Origin of the sequence: Micromonospora sp. HNM0581, from assembly GCF_012726175.1 — a bacterium.
In the GTDB taxonomy this organism is placed as follows: domain Bacteria; phylum Actinomycetota; class Actinomycetes; order Mycobacteriales; family Micromonosporaceae; genus Micromonospora.
This window is the reverse complement of the sequence record NZ_JAASAD010000043.1, coordinates 1-4,250: the sequence shown is the minus strand read 5'-3', so window position 1 is coordinate 4,250 and position 4,250 is coordinate 1. Positions and strand designations below refer to the sequence as shown.

Below are 4,250 nucleotides of genomic sequence, written 5' to 3'. Positions count from 1 at the left end.
CAAGAGAAAAACCGACATCCACCGGACGCTCGTCGGTCAGAAAGTTCCGCAGCCGATCCGCCTGAAAAGGCAGACCCGTGCTCGACCGAGCAGACAACGGCCACAGCACCACCGACGGCTCAGGCGTCGGAGCGGGCGATGCGATCTGTGGATACTCCTCAACAATGACGTGAGCGTTGGTACCGCTGATACCAAACGACGACACCCCAGCCCGCCGCGGACGCCCGGTAACCGGCCACTCCACAGCCTCGGTGACCAACCGGACATCACCAGCCGACCAATCCACATGCCGCGACGGTTCATCCACATGCAACGTGCGCGGCACGACACCATGCCGCATCGCCAACACCATCTTGATCACACCAGCCACACCCGCAGCCGCCTGCGTATGACCCAAATTCGACTTCACCGACCCCAACCACAACGGCCGCTCCCGACCACGGCCATACGTCGCCAAAATCGCCTGCGCCTCAATCGGATCACCCAACGTCGTACCAGTACCATGCGCCTCCACCACATCCACCTGATCGGCGGTGAGTCGGGCGTTGGCCAGGGCATCGGCGATGACCCGCCGCTGCGAGGGACCGTTGGGGGCGGTCAGGCCGCTGCTGGCGCCGTCCTGGTTGACCGCGGTGCCGCGTACGACGGCCAGCACCCGGTGCCCGTTGCGCTGGGCGTCGCTGAGCCGTTCGACCAGCAGCATCCCGACTCCCTCGGCCCAGCCGGTGCCGTCCGCGGCGGCGGCGAACGGCTTGCACCGGCCGTCGGGGGCCAGGCCCCGCTGTCGGCTGAAGTCGACGAACGTCTCCGGGCTGGCCATCACCGTCACTCCACCGGCCAGCGCCAGGGTGCACTCCTCGCGGCGCAGCGCCTGGATCGCCAGGTGCAGCGCGACCAGCGACGACGAGCAGGCCGTGTCCACGGTGATCGCCGGCCCCTCCAGGCCCAGCACGTACGCGACCCGGCCGGAGACGATGCTGCCGGCGTTGCCGTTGCCGATGAACCCCTCCAACTCGGCGGGGACCACCGGCAACCGGGTCGAGTAGTCGTGGTACATCAACCCGGCGAAGACTCCGGTACGGCTGCCGCGCACCGAGGCCGGGTTGATGCCGGCCGATTCGAACGCCTCCCAGGACACCTCCAGCAACAACCGTTGCTGCGGGTCCATGGCGATCGCTTCGCGCGGGGAAATACCGAAGAATTCGGGATCGAAAAGCGCGGCGCCGGAAAGGAACCCGCCGCTCCTCGCATACGTCTTGCCCGATTTTGATTGATCGGGGTCGTAGATGTCCTCGGTGTTCCAGCCCCGGTCGTCGGGAAAATCGGAGACGGCGTCGGCCCCGTCGGCGAGAAGCTGCCACAGCGCCGCCGGACCGTCCACGTCACCCGGAAACCGGCAGCTCATGCCAATGATCGCGATCGGGTCGAACTCTCGGCGCTCGGCGTTGCGCAGCTGGCGGCGGGCCTCGCGCAGGTCCACGGTGGCCCGCTTCAGATACCCGAGAAGCTTCTCCTCGTTCTCCATCTACGTCTCCCGCCACTAGCCCAGCCACGACGGCCCGGGCCAATGTCGACTCATGGGTCATCGGGGCGCAAATTGTCGAAAAAAGAGAGCTTCTTCAGGCATTTTTGGTTGTTCGCGATGACCCTACGAAGCGGCGTGGCGCACTCCCAACCCCCTACCGCCCCCAGCGCGCCCCCTACATTGATCTTCAACCTGTGCGGCACGGTCGGGGGGCACCCCGACACAGGTCTGGGAAGTGACTTCTCCGAAGAGCCGGCTCAGGGGTGCGAGTCGGTCACGCTGGAGCCAGTTGCCGTTCCCCGGTGTCCTCCCGGACCTGCCGTCATGATGGCTTCGGCGTCGTTGATCATGCAGCGGTAGACGATGTCGGACAGGCGTCGTTCAACGCGCGCATGGCCTTCATCGACGTCTTGCTGGCGGCTTTCTTCCGGTCGAAGTAGGCGCGTCCTTCGGTGGGATTGCGTAGCTGGACAGTGGCCAAGATGTGCAGCACCCGGTTGATCTGACGGTTACCGGCGCCGGAGAGCCGGTGTCGCACCTGATCGCCGGAGGAGGCGTCGATGGGAGCGGCGCCGTTCCAGGAGGCGAAGTGGGCCCGGTTGGGGAACCGGGTGATGTCACCGACCTCGACCAGCAGCCGGGCGGCGCCGGAGGGCCCGATGCCAGGCAGGTCCGACAACCTGGTGCCGGTGGAAGCCACCAGCTCCTTGAGTTCCTTGTCGGCTTCCTTGGAGCGCCGGTAGATGCGTTCGAGGTCGGCGATCAGCTCCGCGGCGACCCGACGGCGGGCCTTCCGACCGCGTCACGGGGCCGGACCGTGGCCAGCAGTGCCTTGGCCTGGGCGGCGGACAGACTCTTCTTCGCCCCACCCGGAATCAGTTCCAGCAGCAGTTGATGCAGCTGGGAAACCATCCGGGTGTGGTCTTCACCGAGGGAGCGGCGTCGGTCGACCAGGATCCGCAACAGGGCGAACTGTTCGTCGTTGACGACCGGGCGCAGTCCGGCCATGCGGGTGCCGACCAGGGCGATGGAGTGGGCGTCGGTCGCGTCGGCCTTGCGGGCCCTGGCCGGTGGCGAACACCCGCGCCCGGGCCGCGCAGGCCAGATGAGACCACACGACCAGCGTGGGCAGCCGAATTGAGAGCGACCGCCAGGGCACCTCGACCGAGGCCTGGCCGAGCCACGGTCGCAGGTCCATGAAACAAGTAGCCGATGTGCGGTTACCTGATCATGGTCGGTGGCGGGTCGCATCCATCAGTTCGATAATCCGTCTCAGGAAATGGCAGCCAGCCGATCCGATAGAAGGCCCACTACCGCACGGACGCCGATGCCGATAGCCCGCTCGTCGGCACCGAAGTCGGTGGCATGGGTCATCCCATGCAGTCCCACAGCCTCGTTGGCCACGCCGAGAAAGATCATGGCGCCGGGGACTCGCCGCAGGAACAAGGCGAAGTCCTCGCCGTTGAACGGGTATGCGGCTCGTAACGTGGCGACCTCGCCCACCGCGCGCAATGACTCGGCCGCGCCCAGACTGAGCTCCGGCGAAGAAACCATCGCTGGAAACGGCGGCGCGGGGAACTCGATGGCAGCACCGTCTGCCAGCCGACGCAGCTCGGCTCGAATTTCGGGATAGCGTTCGTCCGGCCAGGCGCGCCACCACGCCGCGACACTGTCGGCGTCGGCAAACGACTGCATGTAAACGTATCGCGAGAGCGGGCCGTCGGGGGTCGCGAGGTCCTGCATCAGCTGCTGGAGTTGTTCCGGCGTCTGCGGCCTGCGAACGGTGGACAACGCGTTGACGGCGGCTACGATCCGCTCGCCACCTACGGCCGGGAGGGAGATACGACAATGGTCCTGCCCTGGAAGGCCGGCACCCGGCGTGACCACGAAGGTGCCGACAGGGATCGGTGCACAGTGCAGCGCGTAGATCTCCTGCGGCTTGGTGCGGTCCAGCAAGCCGTCGTCGATCATCGCCCGGGCGCCGGTGAGGTTCTCCTCAGCTGGCTGGAAGATGAAAACGACACGACCGCGCGCAGGTCGCACCCGGCACAGCTCCTCGGCAGCGCCTACCGCGATCGTGGTGTGGATGTCGTGCCCGCACAGGTGGGCCGCACCCGGCACCCGGGAGCGGAAATCGCTGTCAAAGGTTTCCGTGTCGGGGACCGCGTCCAGATCGGCGCGGTAGGCGACAGCCGGCCCCGGCTCGTCACCGTGCAGGACCCCGACGACACCGTGACCACCGACGCCGGTGGTCACTTCTAAACCGGCCGCCCGCAGCCGGTCGGCGACCAGAGCGGCGGTACGTTTTTCCCCGCTGGCCAGCTCAGGCCACCGGTGAATGTCACGCCGCAGCTCGATGAGCCCATTGTCATCCATCCGCAAACTATGCCAGCTCTTCGAAATTTTAAGCGGGGTTGAGCCTGCGTTCCGCGGCTCAGCGTCGACATAGTCGGCGTCGCGGCGTGAAGGCGCAGGTCAAGGGGTTCCGGCCTGGTGTGAAATGCGAAAACGCCTAGACGCCTGCCTGTGGATAACTTTATGAGCTGCTGATCCATGCCTGATCTCATAGTCGGTGTACGGTCGTTCCTCGTGTACGTGAAGGCGCAATGCCACGTAGCCTAAGTTGATCTTGGCGGTGGCTGGACCCGGTAGATGTGGATGGTCGGTGGCCGGTCGTGGCGGATGCTGGCCGGTTCGTCGGGTTTCTTGACCCGGTACTGGTTGT

At 66.3% G+C, this 4,250-nt stretch carries 4 protein-coding genes; all 4 read right to left on the bottom strand.

Going from position 1 to position 4,250, the window contains the following annotated elements; genetic code table 11:
- The coding region (locus tag HCA58_RS22940) for a beta-ketoacyl synthase N-terminal-like domain-containing protein (protein WP_205809477.1) at window positions 1-1,525 on the bottom strand (1,525 nt) is incomplete at its 3' end.
- Between the two features lie 346 nt (window positions 1,526-1,871).
- The gene (locus tag HCA58_RS23280) at window positions 1,872-2,225 is read right to left on the bottom strand and encodes a transposase (RefSeq protein WP_205809478.1); all 354 of its coding nucleotides are present in this window, start codon (window positions 2,223-2,225) and stop codon (window positions 1,872-1,874) included.
- Between the two features lie 62 nt (window positions 2,226-2,287).
- The gene (locus tag HCA58_RS23790; protein ID WP_240956605.1) at window positions 2,288-2,533 is read right to left on the bottom strand and encodes a hypothetical protein; all 246 of its coding nucleotides are present in this window, start codon (window positions 2,531-2,533) and stop codon (window positions 2,288-2,290) included.
- A 264-nt stretch (window positions 2,534-2,797) separates the two neighbouring features.
- Window positions 2,798-3,901: a M20/M25/M40 family metallo-hydrolase gene (locus HCA58_RS22930; protein ID WP_205809476.1), complete on the bottom strand. Its 1,104-nt coding sequence runs from the start codon at window positions 3,899-3,901 to the stop codon at window positions 2,798-2,800.
- Between the last annotated feature and the right edge of the window lie 349 nt (window positions 3,902-4,250).

Coding starts and splice junctions, on each gene's coding strand:
- HCA58_RS23790 (WP_240956605.1), bottom strand. CDS start 2,533: ATGGCCGGACTGCGCCCGGTCGTCAACGACGAACAGTTCGCCCTGTTG.
- HCA58_RS22930 (WP_205809476.1), bottom strand. CDS start 3,901: ATGGATGACAATGGGCTCATCGAGCTGCGGCGTGACATTCACCGGTGG.